The organism is Agromyces sp. GXS1127 (genome assembly GCF_050565425.1).
Taxonomy (GTDB): domain Bacteria; phylum Actinomycetota; class Actinomycetes; order Actinomycetales; family Microbacteriaceae; genus Agromyces.
The window spans coordinates 124,357-148,717 of the sequence record NZ_JBOCIG010000007.1 but is presented as its reverse complement, the minus strand read 5'-3'; the positions used below and the strand labels follow the sequence as shown (position 1 = coordinate 148,717).

General features: G+C 72.1%; 23 protein-coding genes. 13 read left to right on the top strand and 10 right to left on the bottom strand.

Features of this window, described 5'->3' with window-relative positions; genetic code table 11:
- Positions 1-33: 33 nt before the first annotated feature.
- Positions 34-915: a carbohydrate ABC transporter permease gene (locus ACQ393_RS13865; RefSeq protein ID WP_430647592.1), complete on the bottom strand. Its 882-nt coding sequence runs from the start codon at positions 913-915 to the stop codon at positions 34-36.
- Between the two features lie 59 nt (positions 916-974).
- On the bottom strand, positions 975-1,811 hold the full coding sequence (locus ACQ393_RS13860) for a carbohydrate ABC transporter permease (protein ID WP_430647446.1): 837 nt from the start codon (positions 1,809-1,811) through the stop codon (positions 975-977).
- Positions 1,812-2,170: 359 nt separating this feature from the next.
- On the opposite strand from ACQ393_RS13860, the gene ACQ393_RS13855 reads away from it, so the two are divergent.
- The 5 genes from ACQ393_RS13855 (at position 2,171) to ACQ393_RS13835 (ending at position 5,943) form a co-directional block, all read left to right on the top strand.
- Positions 2,171-2,725 (top strand): dihydrofolate reductase family protein, encoded by a 555-nt coding sequence (locus ACQ393_RS13855; protein WP_430647445.1) that lies wholly within the window; start codon positions 2,171-2,173, stop codon positions 2,723-2,725.
- 79 nt (positions 2,726-2,804) lie between these two features.
- The gene (locus tag ACQ393_RS13850) at positions 2,805-3,269 is read left to right on the top strand and encodes a hypothetical protein (RefSeq protein ID WP_430647444.1); all 465 of its coding nucleotides are present in this window, start codon (positions 2,805-2,807) and stop codon (positions 3,267-3,269) included.
- A 121-nt stretch (positions 3,270-3,390) separates the two neighbouring features.
- Complete coding sequence (locus ACQ393_RS13845) at positions 3,391-4,041, top strand: NADPH-dependent F420 reductase (RefSeq protein WP_430647443.1); 651 nt, start codon at positions 3,391-3,393, stop codon at positions 4,039-4,041.
- Positions 4,042-4,292: 251 nt separating this feature from the next.
- Positions 4,293-4,481 carry a hypothetical protein gene (locus tag ACQ393_RS13840; RefSeq protein WP_430647442.1) on the top strand — a complete coding sequence of 63 codons (189 nt, stop codon included), beginning with the start codon at positions 4,293-4,295 and terminating at the stop codon, positions 4,479-4,481.
- 118 nt (positions 4,482-4,599) lie between these two features.
- Positions 4,600-5,943, top strand: a complete 1,344-nt coding sequence (locus ACQ393_RS13835; protein WP_430647441.1) for a hypothetical protein — start codon at positions 4,600-4,602, stop codon at positions 5,941-5,943.
- A 22-nt stretch (positions 5,944-5,965) separates the two neighbouring features.
- Here ACQ393_RS13835 and ACQ393_RS13830 read toward each other — a convergent pair whose 3' ends face one another.
- Both ACQ393_RS13830 and ACQ393_RS13825 read right to left on the bottom strand, forming a co-directional pair.
- Positions 5,966-6,640 carry an O-methyltransferase gene (locus tag ACQ393_RS13830; protein WP_430647440.1) on the bottom strand — a complete coding sequence of 225 codons (675 nt, stop codon included), beginning with the start codon at positions 6,638-6,640 and terminating at the stop codon, positions 5,966-5,968.
- A complete protein-coding gene (locus ACQ393_RS13825) occupies positions 6,621-6,839 on the bottom strand; it encodes a hypothetical protein (RefSeq protein WP_430647439.1) in 219 nt (72 codons plus the stop codon). Before ACQ393_RS13825 ends, ACQ393_RS13830 begins: the two co-directional genes overlap by 20 nt.
- Before the next feature lie 144 nt (positions 6,840-6,983).
- On the opposite strand from ACQ393_RS13825, the gene ACQ393_RS13820 reads away from it, so the two are divergent.
- Entirely contained in the window at positions 6,984-7,727 is a 744-nt protein-coding gene (locus tag ACQ393_RS13820; RefSeq protein ID WP_430647438.1) for a VOC family protein, read from the top strand.
- A gap of 235 nt (positions 7,728-7,962) precedes the next feature.
- Positions 7,963-9,810 (top strand): aminotransferase class V-fold PLP-dependent enzyme, encoded by a 1,848-nt coding sequence (locus ACQ393_RS13815; RefSeq protein WP_430647437.1) that lies wholly within the window; start codon positions 7,963-7,965, stop codon positions 9,808-9,810.
- 107 nt (positions 9,811-9,917) lie between these two features.
- Here the strand turns inward: ACQ393_RS13815 and ACQ393_RS13810 are convergent, their stop codons facing one another.
- The 4 genes from ACQ393_RS13810 to ppk2 all read right to left on the bottom strand — a co-directional run bounded on the left by ACQ393_RS13810 (position 9,918) and on the right by ppk2 (position 14,453).
- Positions 9,918-11,255, bottom strand: coding sequence for a hypothetical protein (locus ACQ393_RS13810; RefSeq protein WP_430647436.1), 1,338 nt, complete (start codon positions 11,253-11,255; stop codon positions 9,918-9,920).
- A gap of 284 nt (positions 11,256-11,539) precedes the next feature.
- Positions 11,540-13,075, bottom strand: coding sequence for a VOC family protein (locus ACQ393_RS13805; protein ID WP_430647435.1), 1,536 nt, complete (start codon positions 13,073-13,075; stop codon positions 11,540-11,542).
- Between the two features lie 285 nt (positions 13,076-13,360).
- Positions 13,361-13,561 (bottom strand): hypothetical protein, encoded by a 201-nt coding sequence (locus ACQ393_RS13800; RefSeq protein ID WP_430647434.1) that lies wholly within the window; start codon positions 13,559-13,561, stop codon positions 13,361-13,363.
- 76 nt (positions 13,562-13,637) lie between these two features.
- Positions 13,638-14,453, bottom strand: a complete 816-nt coding sequence (gene ppk2 / locus ACQ393_RS13795; RefSeq protein ID WP_430647433.1) for a polyphosphate kinase 2 — start codon at positions 14,451-14,453, stop codon at positions 13,638-13,640.
- Positions 14,454-14,698: 245 nt separating this feature from the next.
- Here ppk2 and ACQ393_RS13790 point away from each other — a divergent pair, with 245 nt between their 5' ends.
- The 3 genes from ACQ393_RS13790 (at position 14,699) to ACQ393_RS13780 (ending at position 18,194) form a co-directional block, all read left to right on the top strand.
- Entirely contained in the window at positions 14,699-15,133 is a 435-nt protein-coding gene (locus ACQ393_RS13790; RefSeq protein ID WP_430647432.1) for a DUF1761 domain-containing protein, read from the top strand.
- Between the two features lie 109 nt (positions 15,134-15,242).
- Positions 15,243-16,610 carry a hypothetical protein gene (locus tag ACQ393_RS13785; protein WP_430647431.1) on the top strand — a complete coding sequence of 456 codons (1,368 nt, stop codon included), beginning with the start codon at positions 15,243-15,245 and terminating at the stop codon, positions 16,608-16,610.
- A gap of 144 nt (positions 16,611-16,754) precedes the next feature.
- Positions 16,755-18,194, top strand: coding sequence for a hypothetical protein (locus ACQ393_RS13780; protein ID WP_430647430.1), 1,440 nt, complete (start codon positions 16,755-16,757; stop codon positions 18,192-18,194).
- Positions 18,195-18,362: 168 nt separating this feature from the next.
- Here the strand turns inward: ACQ393_RS13780 and ACQ393_RS13775 are convergent, their stop codons facing one another.
- Positions 18,363-19,763 (bottom strand): DUF222 domain-containing protein, encoded by a 1,401-nt coding sequence (locus tag ACQ393_RS13775; RefSeq protein ID WP_430647429.1) that lies wholly within the window; start codon positions 19,761-19,763, stop codon positions 18,363-18,365.
- 241 nt (positions 19,764-20,004) lie between these two features.
- On the opposite strand from ACQ393_RS13775, the gene ACQ393_RS13770 reads away from it, so the two are divergent.
- Together ACQ393_RS13770 and ACQ393_RS13765 are read left to right on the top strand one after the other, a co-directional pair.
- Complete coding sequence (locus tag ACQ393_RS13770) at positions 20,005-20,898, top strand: hypothetical protein (RefSeq protein WP_430647428.1); 894 nt, start codon at positions 20,005-20,007, stop codon at positions 20,896-20,898.
- Entirely contained in the window at positions 20,895-21,269 is a 375-nt protein-coding gene (locus tag ACQ393_RS13765; protein WP_430647427.1) for a PH domain-containing protein, read from the top strand. Before ACQ393_RS13770 ends, ACQ393_RS13765 begins: the two co-directional genes overlap by 4 nt.
- Positions 21,270-21,652: 383 nt before the next feature.
- Here the strand turns inward: ACQ393_RS13765 and ACQ393_RS13760 are convergent, their stop codons facing one another.
- Complete coding sequence (locus ACQ393_RS13760; RefSeq protein WP_430647426.1) at positions 21,653-22,468, bottom strand: nuclease-related domain-containing protein; 816 nt, start codon at positions 22,466-22,468, stop codon at positions 21,653-21,655.
- A gap of 436 nt (positions 22,469-22,904) precedes the next feature.
- Here ACQ393_RS13760 and ACQ393_RS13755 point away from each other — a divergent pair, with 436 nt between their 5' ends.
- Positions 22,905-24,071 (top strand): RtcB family protein, encoded by a 1,167-nt coding sequence (locus ACQ393_RS13755; RefSeq protein ID WP_430647425.1) that lies wholly within the window; start codon positions 22,905-22,907, stop codon positions 24,069-24,071.
- The last annotated feature ends 290 nt before the right edge of the window (positions 24,072-24,361 follow it).

Sequence of the window (24,361 nt, the reverse complement as noted above, 5' to 3'; positions counted from 1 at the left end):
TGATGTTTCGGCGGGATCGTGGGGACGCGGGCGTCAGCCCTTGACGGCGCCGGCGGTGAGACCGCCGACGAGGTAGCGCTGGAGGGCGATGAACGCGATCGCCACGGGCAGCGAGGTCACGAGCGAGGCGGCCATCAGTTCGGGCCAGGCGGTGGATGCCTCGCCGATGAAGGTGTTCACGAGGCCGGGCGGCAGCGTCTGCTTGTCGGGGCCGGCGAGCGTGAGGGCGAAGATGAAGTCGTTCCACCCGCGGACGAAGGCGAAGAGTCCTGCCGCGATGAGCCCGGGCGCCGAGAGCGGCAGCACGATCGAGTGGATGATGCGCATGCGCGATGCGCCGTCGACGCGCGCCGCCTCGATGAGCTCGTCGGGGATGGTGTCGAAGAAGCCCTTCAGCATCCACACGCAGAGCGGGAGCGTGAACGTCGTGAACGAGAGCACGAGGGCCGCGTACGTATTGAGCAGGCCGTAGGCCGCGAAGACGGTGTAGAGCGTCACGAGCAGCAGCGCCTGCGGGAACATCTGCGATGCGAGCACGAAGTACATGAGCGAACGGCGACCGCGGTAGCGGAACTTCGAGAACGCGTAGCCCATGTACGCCGAGACGATGACGGACAGGATCGCGGTGATGACCGAGACGATGACGCTGTTCTGGAGGTAGGTGAACAGCGCCGGGTTCGTCGCGAGCGCCGTGTAGGCGTCGAACGAGATCTCGGCGGGGAACAGTCGGGGCGGGTAGGCGAAGACCTCGGTCCTCGGCGTGAGCGAGGTCGCGAGCAGCCAGTACACGGGCAGCAGCGCGAACCCGCCGCAGACGATGACCGCGACCCACGCGGCGATGCGGACGCCGCGGCGCTCGGGACGGAGTCCGTCGGCATTCGTCGTGCGTCGACGTCGCGGTGCGACCTCGTCCATCGCGACCTCGGCGGGCATCGGGGTGACGGGGTCGGCGGCGGGGAGCTCGGTCGACACGCTCAACGCTCCTCTCCCTTCTCGGAGAATCGGACGTAGACGACGACGAGGGCCATGAGGAGGACCATCCAGAGCAGGCCGATGGCGCCGGCCTGACCGAGGTCGAAGCCCTGGAACGCGGTCTCGTACACCGCGGTGGCGAAGGTCTGGGTGCTGCCTGCGGGCCCGCCGCCGGTGAGCACGTAGATGATGTCGAAGTGCTGGAAGTTCCAGATGAACTCGAGCAGCAGGACGAGGCCGATGATGCCCTTCAACTGCGGCACCGTGACGGAGAAGAACCGTCGGATGGTGCCGGCGCCGTCCATCTCGGCGGCCTCGTGGAGTTCCCGCGGCACGGTCTGCAGTCCCGCGAGGAGCATGACCATCATCCAGGGGAACGACTGCCACGTCTTGGCGATGATCACGGCGGCCATGGCGGTCGTCGGATGCGCGAGCCAGGCCTGCGGCTCGTCGATGAGGCCGAGCGTCTGCAGGAGGGCGTTCATGACGCCGTAGTTGGCGTTGAAGATCCACATCCAGAGGAACGAGACGACGACGCCGGGCACGAGCCACGGGATGAGCATGAGCCCGCGGAGGACCTTCCCGCCGCGGATGCGGGTGTTCAGCGCGAGGGCGAGCGCGAAGCCGATGACGAACGGCGCGATGGTCGTGCCGATCGTGAAGATGAGCGTCTGGGCGAGCAGTTGCGGGAACTCGCCCGTGAGCACGTCGATGATGTTCGCGAAGCCGACGAACTCCCGGCCCGGCAGCACGAGGCTCTGCTCGAAGAAGGCGGTGACGAGCGCGGTGATGAGCGGGTACACGACGACCGCTGCCAGGAGCGCGAGGCCCGGGAGCACGAGAAGGAAGGCGAAGGTGCCATCGGAGAGGCGTCTCGGCTTGTGAACTTGTGTGACTGACTGTGAAGTCTGTGTGGTGAGTGACAAGAGTGAACATCCTCGCCGTTGAGGGCGAATCGGCCTGTTCTGGCCTGCTTCGCGGTGGGAACGTGCTGCAACAGCATGACCGCCGGGTCGACATGGAGTCAACGTGAGACGGTAACAAAAGGGTAACGCTGCGTTAGAAGATGCAACTAGTTGAACGATTATGTGAATATGCGCGCGATTCACACCGAGATGTCGATCGCGTCCGCGCCCGTTCGACGTCCAGAATGAGAGCGGAACTCCCCGCCTCGCCCGAACCGAGCAAAGGACGGCCCATGCGCACGCTCATCGTGACCGAGTTCATCACCCTCGACGGCATCGTCGACTCGCCCGGCGGCGGCGACCACCCGCGCGCCGGCTGGACGTTCACGGAGGTCCCGTTCGTCGAGGAGGCGTACGAGCTCAAGGGCCGCGAGCAGCTCGAGGCGGGCGCCATGCTCCTCGGCCGCGTCAGCTACGACGAGTTCGCGCCGGTCTGGCCGAGCATGACCGAGGAGTTCGCCGAGTACAACGCGATGCCGAAGTACGTCGTCTCCTCCACGCTCACCGACCCCGAGTGGAACAACACGACCGTGCTGCGCTCGCTCGACGAGGTCGCCGAACTCAAGCAGGGCGACGGCGCCCCGGTCATCGTGCACGGCAGCGCCACGCTCGCGAAAGGCCTCGGCGCCGCCGGGCTCGTCGACCGGTACCACCTGCTCGTGTTCCCCGTCGTCCTCGGCGAGGGCAAGCGACTCTTCGACGGCAACGAGCAGGGCTCCCTGAAGCTCGTCGAGCACGAGGCCTACTCCAACGGCGTGGTCAAGAACGTGTTCGACGTGGTGCGCTGAGGGCGTGGGCGAGCGGATGCCGCGGGGCGGGCGAGGATCCGGGCGGGATCCGGCCGACGAGGCGATCGAGGATGCCGCGGTGGCGGCCGCGCACGGCGAACCCGTGCCATCCGCCTCGCCCACCGGCGCCCCGGCGACGGATGCCGCGCCGACGCCGTGGTGGAGACGGCGCCCGCCCCGCGACCACGACCGGCTGGCCCGCGGCATCTGGTGGGCCGGGCACGTGCAGTTCTTCATCGCGATCGCCCTGCTCGTCGGGTGCGGTGCGCTCGTCATCGTCGGCGTCGTGCGCGGCGACCAGGGCCTGTCGCTGTCGGTGCTCGGCGTCGCGATGGCGGTCCCGTTCGCCCTCTCGGGCCGGATGCTGCGCGCGAGCAGCGGATGGCGCACCTATCGGGGCCCGACCGACCGATCGAACTGGGCGTCACGGGCGGCCGTGCTCGTCGCGACGGTTGTCGGCATTGCGTTCGTGTCCATCATCGCGACCACCGTGATCGCGTACCTGTTGCTCATCTTCGTCTGGTCGTGGTCGTCGTCGCGTTAGCCGCCCAGCGGTGGTTGGCGCGCCCGGGCCGCCCGCGCCATCCGTACCGCGCGACTGAACGTTCGTGCAGAGACGTCGCCGCCGGGGAACAGTCCGCCCGCGGCATCCGTTGCCCTTCACCATGACCACTCTCGGAATCATCGGAGCAGGACACATCGGCAGCCAGGTCGCGCGCGCGGCCCTCGCGAACGGCTACGAGGTCGTCATCGCCAACTCGCGGGGTCCGGAGACCCTCGCGGACCTCGTCGCGGAGCTCGGCCCGAAGGCCCGCGCCGCGACCGCGGCCGAGGCCGGCGCGGCGGGCGACATCGTGGTGGTGACGGTGCCGTTCCGGGCGTACCCCTCGATCCCGGTCGAGCCGCTGGCGGGCAAGGTCGTCATCGACACGAACAACTACTACTGGGAGCGCGACGGCCACGTGCCGGCCCTCGACGAGGGTCGCGCGACGGTCTCGGGCATGCTCCAGGAGCACCTCCCGGAGAGCCGCGTCGCGAAGGGCTTCAACCACATCATGGCGAAGGACATCACGACGGACGGCCTCCCCGCAGGCACGCCCGGTCGTCGTGCGCTCGCGACCTCGAGCGACTTCGAGGATGCCGCGGCCACCGTCGAGCGTCTGTACGACGAGTTCGGCTTCGACACCGTGAACGTCGGTCCGCTGTCGGAGAGCTGGCGCGTCGAGCGCGACCAGCCGGCGTACGTGGTGCCGCAGACCCGCGAGGAGCTCGTGGCGAACCTCGCGCGCGCCGAACGTCCGTCGGCCGCCGCCTGAGGCGCGGTCGAACCGCGCGTCACCGACGCAGACCGGACAGTCGGGGCCGGTTGCGACCCACGGCACCCGCCCCGACCGTCGCGGCGGCGCACCGCGTCGGTCCGCCTGAACCGGACGGCCTCGAGAGGGGGACGGAGGGCGACGACGACACGTCCGCGCTGCGCTTTGCGGTGACGGCGGGACGCGGTATCTTCCTCTGCACCGGTTGACGACGACGTCATGATCGCTCCGACGACCGAGAAGAGGAGACCATGATCTACGAAGACCGGGACCGCCTGAAGCGCGCACTGCAGGCCAGCGCCGAGGGAACCAGCCGACAGCTCGAGCTCGACGAGGTCGCACGCGAGTGCGCCGAGGCGCTGATCACGGGCTCGATCGACTTGGCGCAGGTCCACGCCCAGCGGTACTCCGAGCTGAAGGGCGAGCCCGCCTCGGCGTGAGCCGGCGGGTGCCGCCCGCCCGTCGAAAACCGCCCGAAACGCGCCGGGTGCATACTGATCCCGAGCGCCGGGACCGCCCCCTTCCCCGAACCGGATCCCGGCGGGTGAGGAGACCGGGATGAACCGATCCGTGCGCTTCGACGACATCCGCGCCCTGCTCGTCTGCCACGTCGACAACGCGGGCATCTCGCGCGTGAAGGTGCTGCCGCATCGGCGGCTGCTGTCGGCGAGCACGCACGGCGTCACGATCTCGAACAGCGCGGGCGTGCTGTTCTCGGTCGACGACCACCTCAACGCGACGCCCGACGTCGACCCCGTGGTGGGCGACCTGCGCGGCATCGCCGACACGTCGTCGATGGCGATGCTCGACCGCGAGGCGCGGATCGCGTGGGCGCCGGCCGACCTGTTCGCGCTCGACGGCACGCCGCATCCGACCTGCCAGCGCACCGCGCTGCGGCGCGTGGTCGACGACGCCGAGGATGCCCGGCTGAGCTTCCTCGTCGGCTTCGAGCTCGAGTGCACGGTGTTCCGCCCGTCGCCCGTCGAGGGCGAGCCGCCGGTCCCCGCGACGACGGGTCCGGCGTACTCCACGCGGGCCCTGCTCGAGATCGAGGCGTTCGCGTTCGCCGCGCTGGAGGCGCTCGACGTGGCGGGCGTGCCGGTCGAGCAGATGCATCCCGAGTTCGGCGCCGGACAGCTCGAGTTCGCGTTCGCGCCACGCGACCCGATGGCCGCGGTCGACGACCTCGTGCTCGCCCGCGTCGTGCTGACGCGGCTCGCCCAGCGCCACGGACTCCTCGTCTCGTTCGCGCCCGTGCCGATCGTGGGCGGTTCGACGAACGGATGCCACGTGCACCTCTCGGCGCGACGTGACGGCCGAAACGTCTTCGTCGACCCGAAGGCGAAGCTCGGCGTCGCGCCGCTCGGTGCCAACCTGATCGCGGGCATCCTCGACCGCCTCGAGGAGGGCGTCGCGCTGCTCGGCGGCAGCGTGCTCTCCTTCACCCGGCTGCGGCCGCACGCCTGGGCCGGCGCCGACATCTGCTGGGGCCCGGGCAACCGCGAGGCCGCGATCCGCTTCGTTCCCGGCCAGGCCGGCATGGGCGCCGAGCAGTCCAACATCGAGATCAAGCCGGTGGATGGCGCCGCCAATCCGTATCTCGCGCTCGCCGCCATCCTCAGCGCCGCCCTCGACGGCCTCGCACGCGACGCGGCGCCGCCGAAGCCGGTGCATGTCGATCCCTCGACCTTGACGGCAGCACAACGCCGGAGCGCCGGCATCCGCCCGCTGCCCGCCGACCTCGGCTCGGCGCTGCACCGCCTCGAGTCGAGCGAGTTCTACCGGGGCGTGTTCGGCGACGTGCTCGTCGACGCGTACGTCGCGGTGCGCCAGCACGAGTGGGAGGCGTACGGCGAGCACGTGCCGGAGGACGTCGCCGACCTCGTGCGCTGGCGGTATTGAGGGGGTCCGGGCCGGTCGTGCCTCAGGCGACGATCGCGACGGCCAGGCCGTCCCATCCCTTCGCGCCGATCGTCTGGAGCGCGGTCGCCTCGAACCGCGGGTCTGAGCCGAGCAGGTCGAGTGCGCGCCGTGAACCCCGCACCATCGGGTCGGTGGATGTCGCGTCGGCGACCTCGCCCGCCCGGACCACGTTGTCGACGACGACCACCGTGCCGGGATGCCCGAGCCGAGCCGCCCAGTCGAGGTAGGTCGCGCCCGACTCCTTGTCGGCGTCGATGAACACCAGGTCGAACGGCTCCTCGCCTCGTTCGGCCATTCGTGCGAGCGACTCCGCCGCCGGTCCGAGGCGGATCTCGACCTGGTCGCCGACCCCCGCCCGTTCGAGGTTCGCCCGCGCGACGTCGGCGTGCCGCTGCTCGAGTTCGAGCGTGACGACGCGACCGTCGGCCGGGATGCCGCGCGCGAGCCAGGTCGTCGAGTAGCCGCCGAGCGTGCCGATCTCGAGCACGCGTCGCGCGCCGGTCATCCGCGCGATGAGGTGCAGGAGCTTCCCGGCGAGCGGGGTGACCTCGATCGCGGGAAGCCCGGCGGCCGCGGCATCCGCCAGACCCTGCTCGAGCGCCGGATCGTCGCCGACCAGGAGGTCGACGAGGTAGCGGTCGACGCGGCGTTGGTGGTCAGGAGTCGGCTCGGCCATGAGGCCCGCCTCCGCGGGCGAAGCGGCGCGACAGCAGCGAGCGCAGGCGATGCGCACGCCACTGCGGCGGGGCCGACTCGAAGCCGTCGTGCAGGTGCACGGGGCCGGTGAAGGCCATCGCCCCGCTCCAGCCGGGATCGGCCCACGGAGCGGACCCTCCGTGCTGGATCGTGTCGTTGATGCTCCTCGCAGCGCTCATGATGTCCTCCTGGGGTGTCGCCATCGACGGGTCGGATCGCGCCGACGCTGCCCGCTCATTCTCCTCCTCTCGGGGCGGCGCCGCCCCGGGGATCGCCGGCGCAGGGATCGGCCGGGTGTCGGCGGGTGACGCGATCATGGGCGCATGGATGCCGCACCCGCGCCGGAGGGCGCCCGGCCGGAGCCGACCGTACCGGAGGGCGCCCGACCCGAGCCGATCTCGCCGCAGCAGTTCCACGACGCCGACGGGGTCGACGACTGGCGCGTGCTCTACTGGGGCGCGCACGCCTTCTTCCGCGCGACGTCGTATGCGGCGGGCGCACGGTTCGTCGCCGCGATCACGGCGCTCGACGAGGTCGTCGCGCACGAGCCCGACATCGACCTGCGGCACGAGGGCGTGGCCGTGAAGCTGATCAGCCGCGACGTGCGCGACCTCAGCACGCGCGATGTCGAGGTCGCCCGCGTCGTCTCGCGCGTCGCGAGGGAGCACGGCCTGGTGGCGGATGTCTCGGTGCTGCAGGTCGTGCAGACGGCCGTCGCGTCTCCGCCCTCGGCCGAGGTGACCCCGTTCTGGACGGCCGTGCTCGGGTACGTGAGGCCGAACGACACCCACCTCGTGGATCCGCTGCGCCGCGGGTCGTCCGTGTTCCTGCAGCCGACGGAGCAGGTCGGCCCGCGACGCGGGCGCATGCACGTCGACGTCTGCGTGCCGCACGACCAGGTGCACGCGCGCATCGAGGCCGCGCTCGCCGCGGGCGGTCGGATCGTCGACGAATCGTTCGCGCCCGAATGGTGGACGCTCGCCGACTCCGAGAACCATGGCGTCGACCTCACGACGTGGTGGGGGCGGGAGTCGACGCGGCTCGAGGAGGAGCGGCCCGGCGCCTGAGGCCGGCGGCCGAGCGGCCGAGCGGCCGAGCGGCCGAGCGGCCGAATGGCCGAGTGGCCGCATGGCCGCGGGGCCGAGCGGGCGGACCGCGGTCGGGCGCCTCGGCACGGCGGCCTCGGCACGGCAGCCTCGGCACGGCGGCCTCGAGACCAAACCAGCGCGGCCGAGGTCGGCGGACCGGCGGCGCGGGACCCTCGTCCTAGCGGTGGGCGGGCTGCGGCGCTAGCCTCCTCGGGTGGACCTCAGCGAGGCGAACGACGGCCGCCCCGGCTCCGGCCGCCAGGGCGGGCCGGGTTCGAGCCGGGCGCTCCGCGACGCCCCGCTCGTGCGACGCATCCGCGAGTCCGTCATCGGCGACGACCAGGTCGTTCCGGGCCCCTACGGCCCTCGGCGCGTGACCTACGCCGACTACACCGCATCCGGCCGGGCTCTGACGTTCATCGAGGACTTCATCCGCGACGAGGTGCTGCCGCGGTACGCGAACACGCACACCGAGTCGAGCGGCACGGGGCTGCAGACCACGCGCCTGCGCGAGGACGCGCGCCGCACCATTCGCGACGCCGTCGGCGGCGACGACGACACCGTGGTGATCTTCACCGGTGCGGGCTCCACCGGCGCGATCGACAAGCTCATCGGCATGCTCGGGCTGCGCGTGCCATCCGCCCTCGACGATCGGTACCACTTCGCCGCGTCGATCCCGCCGGAGGAGCGGCCGGTCGTGTTCATCGGCCCGTTCGAGCACCACTCGAACGAGCTGCCCTGGCGCGAGTCGATCGCCGACGTCGTGACGATCCCGCAGGACCCGGACGGGCACATCGACCGGCGCGTCCTCGAGGCCGAGCTCGTGCGTCACGTCGACCGGCCGCTGAAGATCGGCTCGTTCTCGGCCGCGAGCAACGTCACGGGCATCGTGAGCGACACGGCGGGCATTTCGGCGCTGCTTCACGCCTACGGCGCGCTGTCGTTCTGGGACTTCGCGGCGGCTGCGCCGTACGTCGACATCGAGATGACCCACGGCGACCCGGCCGTGGCGCTCGCGACCGGGCAGTACAAGGACGCGATCTTCCTCAGCCCGCACAAGTTCATCGGCGGCCCGTCGACGCCGGGCGTGCTCGTCATGCGGCGCGAGCTCGCGACGAACCGGGTGCCGGATGTCCCGGGCGGCGGCACCGTCGCCTTCGTGAACCCGACCGAGCACGAATACCTCGCCGACGTCGCCCACCGCGAGGAGGGCGGTACGCCCGCGATCGTCGAGTCGATCCGAGCCGGGCTCGTGTTCGGCCTGAAGGACGCCGTCGGCGTGCCGACCATCCGCGCACTCGAGGACGACTTCCTGCGCCGCGCGATCGCCGCGTGGCACGACGAGCCCGCGATCGAGGTGCTCGGCAACCTCGAGGCCGAGCGGCTGTCGATCGTGTCGTTCGTCGTGCGCGCGCCGAGCGGCAGGTACCTGCACCACAACTTCATCGTGGCCCTGCTGAACGACCTGTTCGGCATCCAGTCCAGGGGCGGATGCTCCTGCGCCGGCCCCTACGGACACCAACTGCTCGGCATCGACATCGAGCGCTCGCACGAGTTCGAGCGCGAGATCGCGCGCGGCTGCGAGGGCATCAAGCCCGGCTGGGTGCGCATCAACTTCAACTACTTCATCTCGGAGCGCGTCCTCGACTACCTCGTCAAGGCCGTGAAGCTCGTCGCGCGCGAGGGGTGGCGGATGCTGCCCGACTACACCTTCGATCCGACGTCCGGCATCTGGCACCACCGCCGCGGCCCGGTCGAGCCGCCGCTCCGGCTCTCGCAGGTGTCGTACGACGCCGAGGGGCGCCTCGTGTACCCGCACAACGACGACCGCGCACCCGAGTCGGCGCTCGCCGGGTACCTGGCCGAGGCGATCTTCGCGGCCGCACCCGGCGAGTCCGACGCACGCGCTTCCGCCGACGGAGCGGCGCCCGGCGTGGCAGCGGCGCCCGGCGTCGCAGCCGCTCCCGGTGAGACGACGACGGATGCCGCGCCGGCACGTCTCTCGGCCGACTTCGAGCATCTCCGCTGGTTCGACCTGCCCGCGGTGTGCCTCACCCGGTGACCGGTGCGCCGGACGGTGACCGCTGCCCAGGACCATGACCGCTCCGCCAGGGCGGGTGATCGCTCCGCCGGCGCGACGCACCCGGCGTCGCGACCCGCACGCACGCACTACGCATGCAGCGCCCCGCGGCCGCCGCGGAGCATCGCGAGTCCGAACGCTCGCGCGTTCGGATGGGCGATGCGGCCGTCGCCGTCGACGAGTTCGAGCACTCGGAGCAACCGGTCCAGTCGGGCCGGTCCGAACTCGCTGCTCCGGCTCGCGGACCAGGCACGGCGGTGGGCCTCGTCGAAGGCGAAGCGACGCACGTCCCGGTCGCCGCAGACCAGGTCGACCGCGCGCTCGGCGACGTCGGCCCGAGAACGGTGCGAGCCGGTTCGTCCGTCCTCCATGAGCCGTGCGGCGAGGGTGTGCCAGAGCGCGACCGGGTCGCCGAGGAGGGTGTCGCGCACCGGAACGTACGTCCTCATGATCCCCTTCTGCACTCGTGCGAACCGAAGCGCCTTCAGGTCATCGCCCAGCGGCCCCGCGGCATCGACGTCGACCCCGTCGGGATCTGCGGCGGCCCGCAGCAGCTGCCGGATCGGCGCGAGAGCGTGGACGACCTGCTCGGCGTCGAGCGTCGGAGGCTCCAACACGCCGAGCGCGACCAGGTCCATGCGGAGCGCGCGGCGACCGGGAGCGCTCGACCCGCTCATCGCCGCGTCGAGCGGGCGCCAGCTCGCGTCGCCGGCGGGCCGGTGGGCGGCGTCGCTTCCGAACATCAGCTCGAACTCGTGGTCGAGCGCCGCACGGTCCACGGGATCCCCGAGCTCGCCGTACGCCGCCTCCGTTCCGTTCCGGGGCACGGTTCCCTCGCCGCCGAGGAGAGCGGCGGTCGGCGCAGCCGTGTCCGACGTCGCCGCGTCGAGCCCCGAGTCGAGCCTGACGCGATGGCGCCAGGTCGGACCGGTTCCGACGGGACCGGTGCCCTCCACGCGCCCGAGGTCGACCTGGCGGTACTCGAACTCGAGTTCGCCGCCGAAGCGTTCGACGACCTGGCCGACGTTCCACCCGCGGTCGTCTTCGGACGCGCGATCGTCGCAGCCGTACGGATCACCCGCATATCGGTCCTCGTCGTACCCGTAGCCGGCCGCGCCGTACCGGTACCCGTCCGACCCGGGGCCGTATCCGCCCCCGTCCGACCGGCGCGCGATCGGGCGAGCCGGAGTGAGGATGCCGGACCCCCACGCATCGGCCTCGCGCCCCCACCACGGCGTGTGCGTCGTGCCGAACCGCCAGGACCCTGCGCCCGTCCAGCCGAAGGCGAGCATGATCGCATCGGCGAGCCGGTCGAGCCCGACCGTGGAATCGATGCTGATCGCCCGCCACGGCGGATCGCCGTCGATCGTGACGAGTTCGACGCGGAGGGTGAGTCGTGCGCGCGGCGCACCGGTTCGACTGGGCATGCGCCGAGCATCGCGGTTCCGCGCTCACCTCAGCCCGCTGCGCCCGGATCGGACCGTCGATCGCCGTCGCACCATCCTGTGGAGGAGCGGTCGGGCCGCCGGCTCACCCCGAGCGTCGAGTCCCGCAGTTCCAGCACGTGCCTCCCTCGACGAGCGCACCGCACTCGTCGCAGGTCGCGGCGAGCCAGCAGACATCGCCGATGGCGGCATCAGCCAGTCGGCCGTCGACGCGGTCGGCTCCGGATGGTGCGGACTCGCCGTGCGCGCGCCCGGCCTCACGCCGATCATTCACCGGTGCCGTCCCGATCCGCCCAGATCGCGATGTCGACCTTGTTGCCCGCGGGGTCGGCGAGCGTCCACCAGCCGCCTTCCTCTGAGCCTGCGGCGATGCGCCCGCCGGCGCGCAGCGCCGCTTCGACACGTGCCCGGCCGACCGCGCGGGGCACCGAGACGTCGAGGTGGAACGCGTGCCGAAGCGGCTTCTCCGGTTCGAGCTCCTGGAACCACAGGCTCGGACCGCGGCCGTCGAGGTCGACGAGGTCTTCGTCGCCGTGCTCGGCGTACGCGAAGAGCTCGCGCCAGAACGGGCGCACCCCGGCCTCGGCCTTCGACGCGATCGCGATCTGCACGACCTGCACCTTCGACGGGTCGGGGCGCGCGCCGAAGGTCGCCGAGACCGCGGAGATCTCCTTCGCCACGTCGAGGTCGGACTCGACGAGCTCGGTGAGATCGCGGGCGAGTCGAACCGCCAGGCCGTCGGCGCGCAGGTCGAGGTGCAGCCGATCGGCGCCGTCGAGCCCGGCGAACTCGGCCGCCAGCGCCGCGCTGCGCGCGAGCGACCCCGTGTCGAACCACGCGGTCGGCCCCCAGAACACGACGGGCCAGTCGTCGAGATCGGATGCCGCGCGGAAGGCGCCGAACATCGCCTCACCCCGCGCGAGCTCAGCGGGCCCCGCCGCCACGAGCGGTGCGGGCCCCGCCGTCACGAGCGGTGCGATCCGCGCGGGGGCCGGCGGCGCGGCATCCGCCAGGCGCTCGGGGGCCGCCGTGGCACCCGCCTCGCTCATGGCACCCGCTTCGTTCGCGGCATGCGCCCCGACCGAGCCGACGGTGCCGCCGACTCCACCCCGGTCGACCTCGAGGAGAGCGGGCGATGCCGGGTCGTCCTCTTGCACGGGCAGGTCGGGCCAGGTGACGAGGTCGACCTTGTTGCCGGCGGCGTCGGCGCAGGTCCAGAACTGCGGGACCTCGGCGTCGGACGCGACCCGGCCGCCCGCACCGAGCGCCGCCTCGAGACGTGCGGTGGCGATCTCGCGCGGTACGGCGAGGTCGAGGTGCATCGCGTGCCGCAGCCGCTTCGCCGGGTCGAGCGGCTGGAACCACACCGACGGTCCGCGCCCGCGGGGGTCGACGAGGTCGTCGCCGACGTGGTCGGCGTACCCGAGCGCGGCGCGCCAGAAGGGCAGGACCTCGTCGACGGGCCGGCTCGTCGCGATCGCCACCTGCACGTCCTGCGTTCGATGCGGCTCGGGGGTCAGGCCGTGCTCCCGGGCGATCGCCGTGACCGCTCGTGCGCGATCGGCCGCGCCGTCGTCGAGGTCGATGAGGTCGGCGCAGAGGCGCACGATCACGCCGTCCGGGCGGATGTCGATCAGCGGCGGATGCTGCGCCAGCGCGTCGAGTGCCGTGACCGCGGTCGCGAACGCCGTGCCGTCGCGCACCGAACCCGTCGCGAAGCGCGCGATCGGCCCGCAGTACGCGACCCGCCAGCCGTCGAGCCCATCGGCGGCGAGGAATCCGAGTCGCTGGTCCTGGCCCATGCCGTCTCCGTCTCGCGTCGCGTCAACCTGACGCGCCGAAGATAGCGGACGGTCGCGCCATCCGGTACCCGTCGCTGCGCCCCGGCCTCGACGGCCGCCCCGGCACCCGGCACCCGGCTCGCGCGCCTCGGCCGGCTCGGAGTCGGTCCGCGCCGCACTCGCCGGACGCTCGACGCGTCGGCCGCGAAGTTCGCTTCGCCGCTCGTGCCCGCCGATGCCGGTCGGTCCCTGCCGTCGGTCCCTGCCGTCGGTCAGTGCCCGCCGCCGGTCAGGGCCCGCCGCCGGTCAGCGCCTGTCGTCCTCCGGCAGTCGCGTCGTCTCGCCGCCGATCCCGGAGCCCTGGCCCTCCGGGACATCCGTACCGGTCTCGTCGTCGTCGAGGTGGGCCTGCACGGCCTCGTCGTCGACCTGGGTCATGGGCAGCTCGTCGCGGTCGGAATCCGTGTTGTCGCCCGGGTCGAGGAAGCCGTTGGAGATGTCGGTCATGCGGGTGCTCCTTCCGTCGGAGCACCCCACGCTGTCACGTCGGCCATCCCGCCGGCAGGCGGTTGACAGCGTCGGGCTAGTCGGCCGACGCCGCGCGCTTCTCCAACTCGCGCGCGTAGTCGGGCACCGCGTTGTTCCACCCGCGCGGCGGCCGCTCGTAGCCGCTGGCCGGCGGCCGTTCGGGGATCTCGATCGTCTCGTGCGGCACCTGCTCCCACGGCACCTTCGACAGGATGTGCGCCATCACGTTGATGCGCGAGCGCCGCTTGTCGTCGCTCTCGATCTCGTACCAGGGCGCCTCGGCGATGTCGGTGTGGAGGAACATCGTGTCCTTCGCGCGCGAGTAGTCCTCCCACTTGGTGATCGAGCTGAGGTCGGTCGGGCTGAGCTTCCAGCGCCGCATCGGGTCCTCGAGGCGGGAACGGAAGCGCTCCTCCTGCACGACGTCGGACACGCTGAACCAGTACTTCAGCAGGATGATGCCGTCCTCGACGAGCATCCGCTCGAAGATCGGCGCCTGGTGCAGGAACCGCTGGTACTCCTCGTTCGTGCAGTACCCCATGACCCGTTCGACGCCCGCGCGGTTGTACCAGGAGCGGTCCATGAGCACCATCTCGCCCGCGGCAGGCAGGTGCGGCACGTACCGCTGGAAGTACCATCTCGTCTTGTCGCGCTCGCTCGGCGCCGGAAGCGCGACGATGCGCGTCACGCGCGGGTTGAGGTACTCCGACACGCGCTTGATCGCCGAGCCCTTGCCCGCGGCATCCCGCCCCTCGAAGATCACGACGACCCGGGCGCCCGACTGCTGCACCCACGCCTGCATCTCGACGAGCTGGGCCTGCAACGTCTTGAGTGCGTCCTTGTAGAGCGACTTCGGCATCCGGTCGGACATCGCGCACCCCCTGGGTTCGAAGCATAGGGCGGATGTCGCGCCGGCGCGCCGCACGCCGCAGCCGGTTCTCGCGCGCTCGGCGCGCCCGCCGACATGCCACCTGCGGCGGGATCGAGGGGCGGGATGCCGCGTCGGGTGGCATCTCGGCGAGCCATGGCATGCGCGGGCGCACCGCGAGTACGCTCGCGGCCAGAGCACCCGGACACGGTCGCGGCGGCCTCCGGTCGCCCGAGGAGGAGGCGGAGATGACGGTTCCCGAGATCAACTACTGGGCAGTGCTGCTCGCGACGCTGTCGAGCATGGTCGTCGGCTCGATCTGGTACGCCCGCGGGGTGTTCGGCACGCGATGGTCGAAGCTCGCGGGGGTCGACATGGACCGTCCGGGCTCGAGCGCCGTGGGTCCGATCGTCGTGACCGTGCTGGTGAGCTTCGTGACGGCGTGGGTGCTTGCGGGCGCCTCGACGATCGCGTGGCACTTCTACGGCGGCAGCTACCTGCTCGCGGCGGTCTTCACGGCGATCATCCTGTGGGCGGGCCTGACCGCGGCGCGGTTCATCACGCACGATGCGTTCGAGGGGCGTCCGTCGTCGCTGACGGTCCTGAACATCGCGCACGAGCTCGTGACGCTCGTGGTGATGGGGATCATCATCGGGGTGTGGCCGCCGGTCGGGACGGTCTGAGTTCAGCAAGTGCGGCGGTCGCGGGCTGCGCGGGGCGCGCGCCGGCCGGCGCGGCCGGGTGAGGGAGGCACGCGGCATCCGCTCACCGAGGCGACCGTAGGATCGGAGAATGGCCGGATTCTGGGGCAAGCGGAAGCGCGAGGAGCTCGAGGCGCAGCAGGAGCTGCAGGCCCAGGACGCCGACCTCGCGAAGCGGGCTCGCACGGAGCTCGTCGCGGCCGACGAGCGCATCCGGGTCACGACCGACGAGCTCGACTTCGCCGAGGCGGAACTCGGCGCGGACGCGACATCCGCTCTTCGCGAAGCGCTCGCGGCGGTGCGCACGCACCTCGGCGAGGCGTTCCGGCTGCACCAGCTGAACCACGACCACATCCCGGACACCGCCGAGGAGCTACGGGCGCGGAACTCGCGCATCGTGCAGCTCTGCGAGTGGGCCGAGGACGTGCTCGACGAGCGCACGGCGGAGCTCGCCGAGCGGATCGCCCGGGCGCGGCGCGCGCCGGAGATCATCGCGGGGGTGCGCGGCGACGTCGCGCTGCTCCGCGAGCGCATCCCGCAGGCGCGTGAGATCGTCGACCGCCTCGCCGTCCGATATGCGCCGCAGGCGCTCGCCCAGGTCGAGGCGAACCCCGCGGAGGCCGAGCAGCTGCTCGGGTTCGCCGAGCACGGCGTGGGCGTCGCGGAACGCCGTCGCGCTGCCGGACAGCGCGAGCAGGCCAACCTCGCGCTCGAGGCGGCCACCGAGTCGGTGCGCCGCGCGGCGACGCTGCTCGACGCGGTCGAGACGTTCGAGGTCGAGGCGCTGCGGGCCGAATCGACGCTCGCCGCGATCGTCGAGGACTCGCGCGAGGACATCGTCGTCGCGCTGCGCGAACCGCACTCGCCGACCGTCTCCGCCGCGGTCGCCGAGCTCCAGGCCGCGCTGGCGGCCCTCCCGGCGGCGGGCGTCAACACCGACCCGTTCTCGCAGCTCACCCGGCTGCGCGAGGCGAATGCGGGGCTGGATGCCGCGATCGCGGCCGCGCGCGAACGTGCGGCCCGTCCGATCCCGCCGTTGGAGCACGTGCGTCACGCCATCGACGACGCCGACCGGCAGCTCGCCGTCGCCCGCGACGTCATCGCCGGTCACCGCGGGTGGATCGGTGCGGATGCGCGCACCCGGCTCGCCGAGGGCGAGCGCGTGCGTCTCGACCTCGATCGCTTCCTCGGACTGCCGGCCGCGACCGTGCCGACGATCGGCGAGGACCATCGCGAGCAGGCGATGACGATGGCGCGTCGTGCCGCGTACCTTGCGGGCGAGGCGCTGCAGCTCGCACGGCGCGACATCGACTCGTCGCGTCCGCAGGATCCGGGGCAGTGGGGCGGCCCGGGCGGTCCCGGGTGGGGCGGCGGTCGTCGCGGCGGCGGGGGCGACATGATGGGCGGCATCCTCGGCGGACTCGTCATCGGCAGCATCCTCGACGGGATCTTCGACTAGCGGCGCGGGTGGGGGAGGAGTGCCCAGGCCGGGGCCTGCGCCACGCGGCCGGGTGCGCCGACCGCGACCGCGCCCGCCCCTGCCCCTGCCCCGCCCTCGGGGCGGCTCATGGCGTGCAATCCGTCCGGCTCGTAAAATCGGTGCATGGCCGGGTTCTGGGCCGGGCGCCGGCGCGGCGCACGAGAACTCGAGGCCCGCGACGCCGCGGAGGCGAAGCGGGTCGGGTCGGCCCTGTTCGCCGCCGATGAGCGCATCCGGCTCGCCGCCGAGGAGCTCGGCTTCGCCGAAGCCGTGCTGGGGACGGACATCGCGACCGCGCGCACGGCGGCGTTGCTCGTCGTCGCGCGCGACCGCTTGGGCGAGGCGTTCCGGCTCGACCGGCTGAATCGCGATGCGATACCCGGCACGGCCGAGGACGTTCGTGCGCGCACCATCCGCATCCTGGAACTCTGCGAGTGGATCGAGCGGGTGCTGCTCGAGCAGACGTCGGCGTTGGCTGATCGGATGGCGCGTGCGCGCCGAGCGCCGGAGGCGATCGTCGGCTTGCGGGTCGACGTGGAGCGACTCCGCGCCCGCATCCCGCAGGCTCGTGCCACGCTCGCTCGGCTCGAGGCGCGCTACGCACGTCGAGCGCTGGTCGACGTGGCGTCCGGTCCCGCCGAAGCCGCCCGGCAGCTCGGCTTCGCCGAGCACTCGCTCGCCGTGGCCGTGCGTCGGCTCGAGGCCGATGAGCGCGACGCGATGCTCGTGGCGCTCGAGGCATCCGCTCGGTCGGTGCGTCGGGCGGAGTCGCTGCTCGACGCCGTCGAGGGCTTCGAGATCGACGCCCTGCGCGCTGAGGCGGAGCTCGGCGAGCTCGTCGTCGAGGCGCGACGGACCCTCGCCGTCGCGGCGGCTTCGCCGCACTCGCGAGGCCCAACGGCGGTCGGGTCGCGTGCTCGTGAGCGTGCAGCACCGGCGCCCGCACCTGACGCGCCCGCACCTGCTGCCGCACCCGCACCGGCACCGGCACCGGCACCCGAGGCCATGGCATCGCGCTCGCGGGCTGCGGTGATGGCGGACCGATCTGACCGCGCCGCATCCGCGGGGACCGCAACACGCTCGCGGGCCGTGGCCGATGCGATCGTCGTGCTGGAGAGCGTGCTCGCGGATCTTCCGGTCGCGGGCGTCGACACCGACCCGATCGGTCACCTCGAGCGGCTGCGCGAGGCGCACGCGGTATTGACCGCCGCGCTCGCGGCTGACGGAGAGCGTGGGGCTCGTCGGGTGCTGCCGGCGTCCCACGTGCACGATGCGGTCGCGAACGCCGATCGTCAGCTCGATCTCGCGCGCGACGCCGTCGTCGGGCATCCCGGCCGGGTCGGCGCGGCGGCGTTCGCGCGGCTGGCGGAGTCGGAGCACCTCCGCATCGACCTCGGTCACTATCTCGGCAGCTCAGCCGCGGAGGTCGCGGTCGTCGACCTCGATCATCGCGACCGCGTGATCGGGATGGCGCGACGTGCCGCCGAGCTCGCCGCCGAGGCGGTGCGGCTCGCGCGTCGCGATCTCGAGGCTGCTCGGGCGTTCGCACGCACGGCGTCCTGACTCGGCGCCGTGCGCCGCGTCCTGATGCGACGTCGTCCGCAGTGTCCTGACGGGACGCCGTGTGCCGTGTTCTGCAGCGACGCGGGCTGTGCTCGTCCGCCGGTGGCCGCCTGTTGCTCGGACCCGGCGCCTTCGCCGCGCCGGCCTCGCATGCAGCCGTGTGCGGCCTCACGCAGCCGCGCGCGACGCGGGCACGGCGAAGCGCGCGCGGCCGCCGAGGCGGGGAGTTCGGGCGGGGTCGACGTGCGGGGGAGGAATGAACCACACCTCGGATCGGCCGGCGCGAATGGCCCAACCTTCGCGGTGGATGCGATGGTGGCAGAAGGAGCACAGCATGACTCCGTTCGAGAGGTCGGTCGGGCCGGCGTCGCGTTCCCACCACCTGATGTGGTGCGCGTCGACGTAGGTGATGTTCTGGCCGCAGCAGGCGCAGCCACCGTCGCGTTCGGCCAACGCGAGCCGCTGGGCCCTGGTGAAGAGTCGTGCGGACCGGCCGAGGTCGAGCGGCACGCTCTCACCGCCGAGAACGGCGGGGATGATCTCGGCGTCGGCGGCCATGCGGCGCGCGGTGGAGGCGGAGATCGGCTGGTCGAGGCCGTCGACCCGCGCCTGACCGAGCCCGTCGACGAGGGCGTCGTGGTCGAGGCGGACCACGACCGTCACCTTCGCGAGCGGCGCCAGGGTCTGTTCGCAGCCGAGCGCGTGACGGGCGATGGCAGCGAGCGCGTCGGCTTGGATCTGCGGGATCGATCGGTCGTCGTCGACGATCGGCCCGCGCCGAGTGGCTCCGACCGGGCTCGCCTCACGCCGCCGCAGCACATCGCTCACGAGCGCCTCGACGGCGGCCTTGATGGGCGCGGCGGTCTCGGGGTCGAGTCGAGCACGGAGGTGCACCATGCCCGCGGCATCCTCTCGGATCGTCAGCGAGCGCTCGGCGCGCAGTTGCTCTTCGCGCGGTTCGATGCCCTCGCGGTCGAGTCGGGCCTCGGCCTCTCGGACCGCGCGCACGAGCAGGTCGAGCGGCACCTGCGCCGCGAGGTCGACGAGGGCCGCTTCGGTGTCGGCGGCGAGATCGGGGTCGGCGTGGACGCGCACGCGCTCGAGCATGGACGTGATCGCGGACGCCGCGTCGACGCCGATGCGGCCGGCGGAGAGCGCCGCCGCGACGTGCGGATGACGCGATGGTGCGCGCTCCCCGCCGAAGGTCTGTCGTTCGGCGGTGGCGGTGCCGACGGCGATGAGCTTGGCCGCATCCTTCTGGGTGGTGCCGGTCGCGGCCGCGATGAGCCGCGCCGGACTGTGGAAGCCCTGCGACCGGGCGAGGCTCGCCTGCCCGAGCTCGGTGTTCGACCGCTTCGAGACCTCGGCGGCGACGCGCGCGAGCAGCGCATCGGCGTCGCGCCGCACGCGCGCGAGCGCGTCGGTCACGCGGACCAGCCCGGCGTCGCTCATCTGCTCGAGTTCGACCTGGCTGACGCCGGCGATCGCCCCGGCCGCCGGCATCGCGCCGGCCCAGGCCGAACGCAGCGCCTCGACATCGCGGTCGAGGGTGAGCAGCGGCTGATCCATGAGTCCATGCTGCACCGACCCACTGACATTCGGATGTCGCGGAAACACCTCCTCATCTGCGAAATCACCTGTGGAGAACTTCGGTGGTCCGCCGCCTGTGGAGGACGAGTCAGCGCGGGTGGACGGGCGGGGCCGGGGCCGGTCGGCAGGACGGGACGGATGGGGTGGCGGGACCGGGAACGGGCAGCGGGCCCGACCCGACACCCCGACACATCCGTATCAAGGCAGTTACTGTTGTGTCATGCCGTACAGCGTCCGCGAGTATGCCGAGCGGCTCGGCATCTCGCGGGCCGCGGCGTTCAAGCGGGTGCGGAGCGGCGGGATCGGCGCCTATCGCATCGGTTCGCAGTGGGTCGTTCCCGACGAGGCGGTGTCGGCGCCGACGCCCGTCTCGCGCCCGATGTCGCCGGGGAATGCGCGTCGGCTGCTGGCATCCGTGTCGGGGGTGGCGGTCGCGGTCGACGATGCGGTCGTGCGGCGGCGGATCGCCGAGAAGACCGACCGCGTGCTCCGCGGCGACGTCGACCCCATGCTGCTGTGGAGCTGGGTTCGCGAGCGCGCGCCGCGGCTCGCGCTCCACGCCCGAGAGGTGGACCTCGCCGACCTGCTCGCGGATCCGCGGCTCGTGCCGTCCGGGCTGTCGGACCCGAGGGGGGCCATGGCGTCCGCCGCCTCCGGACGGCCGGCGCTCGGGCCGGCGCCGACCGCTCGCGTGGACGGCGGACGCGCCCCCGCGGCATCCGCTCGCCTCGAGACCGAACCCGTCCCCGCGCCGTCCGATCGCCCCGCCCCAGAACCCGCCCCCACGCCATCCGTCGTCGAGGGCTACGTCTCGCCCGCCGCGCTCGACGCGCTGGTCACCGAGTTCCTGCTCGTCCAGACCGACCGGCCGAACGTCTGGGTGCACGTCGCCGACATCCCGACGGATGTCTCGGGCCGCGCGCCGATCGGATTCACCATCGCCGACCTGCTCGACCACGGCGGCCCGCGCGAACGCGCGCACGCGACGGTGCTGCTGCACACGCGATCCGGCGACGGCGGGACGGCGACGCCCCGCGGCCGCGGACGCGACGCGATCCGCGCGAAGGGAACGACCCGCGCGGCTCGCGCTCTCGGCCCTACCCTCGACGAGTGATCGATTTCCAGAACGGGACCTTCGTCAAGCTGTCCAAGGCGGATGTCGCGAGCATCGAGCCGAGCGTCCGCGGCCTCTACGTCGACGGCGAGACGTCGATGGTCGCGGCGAAGGGCATGCGCGACTTCATCATGTTCACGAACAAGCGGATCATCGCCGTGAACATCCAGGGCATGACCGGGAAGAAGCGCGACACCACGTCGCTGCCCTACTCGAAGATCCAGGCCTTCTCGGTCGAGACCGCGGGCACGCTCGACCGCGACGCAGAGCTCGAGGTGTGGCTCAGCGGCCTCGGCAGGGTGCGGTTCGAGTTCGCCGGCGGCTTCGATGTGGGGTACCTCGCGAAGCTGATCGGGTGGGCGGTGCTGTAGGGCGGGCGGATGCCGCGGGGCGGCGGAGGTCCGCGTATCTCCAATCACTGATCGGCCAGGAGCGCTTCCGTTGGGGCGCTGAGAACGAGCGCCGCGACTGCGATGTCGACTGGGAGTGCACGTCCTGGAGCCTCGCCGACCTCGTCCTCGGACAGAGCGTCTGCGGCAAGGGATATCCGTCCGTTTGCCTGATACGAACCGGTCCATTTGTCGAACAGGCAGCCTGTCCCGCCGAGAACTCACGGATTCAGAGCCCGGGCTTCCCTCCAAGTGAGGTTTGCGCGTCAGAGCGAGGTTGCAGGCCTGCCTCACGCGCAGAACCCTCACTTGGAGCGAGCTGAGGAGCGGGGCGAGCGGGGCGAGCGAGGTGTCGTCCTCCGCGATCAGCCCGTGAACAGCGCGCTGATCGCCCCCGACACGAGCGGGAGAGCCGCCCACGCCACGAGGCCCAGCCCCGCTACCAGACCGAACGCCCACCCGACGCGCCGGCGGCTCGCCCGATCCACCGCGACGCGAAGCCGCTCGAACGCGACATGGTCGACGACTTCGGCCTCCGGCATCCGCTGCCAGGCCGAGGGCTGCGCCGCGACGGCGGCGAGGCGTTGAACCTGCTCCGGCGCCAGCACCACGCGCCGTCGCCGCAGCCAACGCACGAGCTCGCTGTCGCGCAGCACGACGACCTCCGACGGACGCTCACGCACCGTCATCCGTCTCGCCCCCACGATCGCGACGATGGGCGTGACCCCGACCGGCACGCTCGCCGCCGCCGACAGCAGCTTCGCCGTGCGCTTCGCCTCGTACGCGGCGTTGCGCAGGTGGTCGGTGCGCTGGCCGTTCACGAGGATGCGCTTCGCGCCGACCCACACTTGCTGCCCGCGGTGGTGCTTCGTGTTGATCGTGAACGCGCCCGCCGGCCCGATGACGACGTGGTCGAGGTCGCTCGACTCGGTACCGATCGGTACCGAGTGCAGTACGACCCACTCCGGGCCGAGCGCCTCGAGGCGTCGCGCGACCTCGAGTTCGCCGAGCGCTCCGACGTACCAGGGCTCGGCGTCGCGTCCCAGCGGCGAGACGCCGAAGAACCGCTGCACGGCGGTGTTCGGCGGCACGGTCGACTGCACGCGCAGGCATTCGGCGATGACGGATGCCGCGGGGCGGCGGTTCGCGAGCGACGGTGTCGCGACGTGCTCGGTGCTCATGGGGTCCTCGCGGCGGTAGGGTCGCTCGATCCTGACAGCCGTGTCGGGATGCGGGGGAGTCCCCGAACGTGGGGTGGCGGGCCGGATGCCGCGAAACCCACCATTGACCCCACCCCCGCCCCACCGCTAACGTTCGAAGGCTGCGCACCCGCGCAGCATCCCGGAGACCTGCACGAGGAAGGACGAGCCGCCGTGTATCTGCAGCACACGAATCGCCAGTCCTTCGTCGAGCCCGCGAAGGCTCGCCAAGCGAGCACGCTTCGCGAACTCGAGCAGGTGCTCGAACCGGCACGCTGACGCGGCCGCGGCCCGATGGCCGCGAGAATCGCGTCACCCCGTGCCATCCGAGGCCCGGGGTTTCCTTCCGTCTGCGCGCGACGGGAGCCCTCGGGCTCCGCGATCGAGAGAACGCAACGCAACCAGACAGGAAAGGAACATGGAGAAGCTCTCCGCACGGCTCGTGTCGTGGGCGAGCCTGATCGACGAGAAGACCGTCGAGCAGGCCCGCACGTCGTCGACGATGCCGTTCATCTACCCGCACCTCGCGCTGATGCCCGACGCGCACCTGGGCCTCGGCGCCACGGTGGGGTCGGTCATCCCGACGCTCGGCGCGATCATGCCCGCCGCGGTCGGGGTCGACATCGGCTGCGGCATGATCGCCGTGAAGACGCAGTTCAGTAGCGAAGACCTGCCCGAGGACCGGAGGGAGGTCCGGGAGCAGATCGAGCGCGCCATCCCGCTGTCGGCCGGTCACGCGAACCGCAAGGTCGTCGCGACCGCCGAGCCGCGGATCGCCGAGCTCGAGGCGCTCGCCGAGGCGAAGGGGTTCGACCCGGCCCGCTACCGGGGCGACTGGCGGCTGCAGCTGGGGTCGCTCGGCAGCGGCAACCACTTCATCGAGGTCTCGCTCGATGAGGCGGATGCCGTGTGGCTGTTCCTGCACTCCGGAAGCCGGGGCGTGGGCAACAAGATCGCGCAGCATCACATCCGGGTCGCGCAGGAGCTCTGCCGGAAGTGGTGGATCGACCTGCCCGACAAGGACCTCGCGTACCTCGTCGAGGGCACGCCGGAGTTCACGCGGTACATCGCGGAGCTGCGGTGGGCGCAGCACTTCGCGCTGCTGAACCGGGAGGAGATGATGGACCGGGTCATCCGGCAGGTCTCGGAGTGGGTCGGCACGCCGGTGGAGGAGCGGGAGCGGATCAACTGCCACCACAACTTCACCGAGAGCGAGGAGCACTTCGGCAAGCGGGTATGGGTGTCGCGGAAGGGCGCGATCCAGGCCGATGCCGGCCGGCCGGGCCTGATCCCGGGTTCGATGGGCACGGCGTCGTACGTGGTCGAGGGCCTGGGCGATCGGATGTCGCTGAACTCCTCGCCGCACGGCGCGGGCCGGACGTACTCGCGCTCCGCCGCCCGGCGGACCTTCACGCAGGAGCAGCTGCGCGAGGCGATGGTCGGCATCGAGTACCGCGACACCGACGCGTTCATCGACGAGATCCCGGCGGCCTACAAGCCGATCGACCGGGTGATGGCGGATGCCGCGTCCCTCGTGCGGGTGCGGCACACGCTGCGGCAGGTGGTGAACGTGAAGGGGGACTGAGGGGTCTCATCGCGACCGCATGAAGGGGTGACGGATGCCGCGGCTCGCGCCCGCTCGGAGACGGGCGGGTGCGGGTCGCGGCGGCGCCCCCAGGTCGCGGGAAACAACTCGGTTCTCTCGAGGAAACCCGCCGAACGCTGGAGGAGGAGAAAACTCCCCTGCCGACGAGACGAGTCGACTCGGTCGCACAGAATTCTGCGCGAGTCACTAGTTTTCTGGTCGCCCGGGGGCGGCGTGGCAATCATCGACGTGGCCGACCCCCACGAGCTCGGTTCGCCTGACGACACGGC